This window comes from Actinoplanes sp. NPDC051633, assembly GCF_040681735.1.
Lineage (GTDB): Bacteria > Actinomycetota > Actinomycetes > Mycobacteriales > Micromonosporaceae > Actinoplanes.
Window position 1 is genome coordinate 1 of sequence record NZ_JBFAZH010001311.1, and the last position, 2,016, is coordinate 2,016.

The window sequence follows — 2,016 nt, forward strand, 5'->3', positions numbered from 1 at the left end:
CCCGACACCGTCATCACCGGCCCCACCCCGGCCACCCCCTCCTGGAGGCGACACCCATGAAAACGTTCACCCGCACCCGCACCCGCTCCCGTGCCAGGCGGCTCGAGCCCGGTGGTGGCCGTCCGGGCTCGTCGCTGGCGGCCACCGCCGCCCCGGCCTCTGTGGAGGTCACCCCGCGGTTCCTGCGGGTCGGGGACGGCTTCACGGCCACCCTGGTGGTCACCGGTTACCCCGCCGAGGTCGGCCTGGCCTGGCTCGAACCCTTGCTGTCCTGGCCGGGCCGGCTCGACCTGGCCCTGCACATCGACCCGCTACCCGCCCCCGTCGCCGCCGCCCGGCTGCGCACCCAGCGGGCCCGGTTCGAATCCAGCCGCCGCGCAGACCTGCGTCACGGGAAGCTGACCGACCCGCAGACCGAGGCCGCCGCCGATGACGCCGCCGATCTGGCCAACCAGCTGGCCCGCGGCACCGCGAGGCTGTTCCGCGTCGGCCTGTACCTGACCGTGCACGCCCGCACCGAAGACGAACTCGTGCGGGCCTGCGCGCAGGTGAAGGCCGCCGCCGCATCCACCCTCATCGAGGTCCAGCCCGCGACGTGGCGGCACCTGCCCGGCTGGACCAGCACCCTGCCCCTAGCGTCCGACAGCCTGCAGATGCGCCGCACCATGGACACCCACGCCCTGGCCGCCGCCTTCCCGCTTGCGTCGGCGGATCTGCCCGCCCCGCTGCCCGGCGACCCGCCCGCCTCCGGCGGCGTCCTCTACGGGATCAACCCCGACTCCCAAGGCATCGTCTGGTGGGACCGGTGGGCGCAGGAGAACCACAACACGGTCGTGCTGGCCCGCTCCGGCGCCGGGAAGTCCTATCTGGTCAAACTCGACATCCTGCGCCAGCTGTACCAGGGCGTACAGGTCGCGGTCGTCGACCCGGAGGACGAATACGGGCGGCTCGCCGACGCCGTCGGCGGCACGATCGTCCGGCTCGGCGCCCCCGGTGTGAAGATCAACCCTTTCGACCTGCCGACCGGTGACACCCGCCCCGACGTACTCACCCGCCGCGGCCTGTTCCTGCACACCCTCACCGCGGTTCTGCTGGGGCAGGCCCCTTCGCCGGGCGAACGCGCCGCCCTCGACCGGGCCATCCTCGCCGTCTACCGGCAGGCCGGGATCACCGCGGACCCGGCCACCCACCACCGGCCCGCCCCACTGCTGAAAGACCTGACAGCGGTGTTGCACGCCGACGACGATGACGCGGCCCGGCAGCTCGCGGCGCGGCTCGCGCCATGGGTACACGGCTCCTTCGCCGACCTTTTCAACTCACCGACCACCACCCGCCCCGACGGGCACCTGGTCGTCTGGTCGCTGCGGCACCTGAGCGACGAGCTGCGCACCGTCGGCACCCTGCTCACCCTGGACGCGATCTGGCGCACCGTCGACACCCCCGGCGCCGCCACCACCAGCGTCGAAACACCCACCACCAGCACCGGCGCCACCAGTGCCGACGCGACCGGCGTCGCGGTTACCGGTGCGGGTGTGCGCCGGATGGTGGTGGTGGACGAGGCGTGGCTGCTGCTGCGCGACGGCGAAGGCGCCCGATTCCTGTTCCGCATGTCGAAAGCCGGGCGGAAACGCAACGCCGGCCTGACGGTGATCACCCAGGACGTTGCCGACGTGCTCGGCACCGACCTCGGCCAGGCCGTCGTCGCGAACGCCGCCACCCAGATCCTGCTCAAGCAGGCCCCGCAGGCCATCGATGAGGTTGCCGCCGCGTTCGGGCTGACCGCCGGGGAACGCCGCATGCTGCTCACCGCCCCCGTCGGGCACGGCCTGCTGGTCGCCGGGACGAAACGGACCGCGTTCGAGTCCATCGCCTCCCCCGCCGAACACCGATTGGCCACCACCACACCGGCTGAGCTGTACGACTCAAGCGAGGGAGACGACCTATGACAGCACCCCTGCCGCCGGCGCTCGCATCACCATCTCCGGCGCTGTCACCGGCGCTGTCACCGGCGCTGTC

1 protein-coding gene is annotated in these 2,016 nt (G+C 72.8%); it reads left to right on the forward strand.

Going from position 1 to position 2,016, the window contains the following annotated elements; genetic code table 11:
• Nucleotides 1-56: 56 nt before the first annotated feature.
• Nucleotides 57-1,946, forward strand: coding sequence for a DUF87 domain-containing protein (locus AB0M20_RS40435; protein WP_364306474.1), 1,890 nt, complete (start codon nt 57-59; stop codon nt 1,944-1,946).
• The last annotated feature ends 70 nt before the right edge of the window (nt 1,947-2,016 follow it).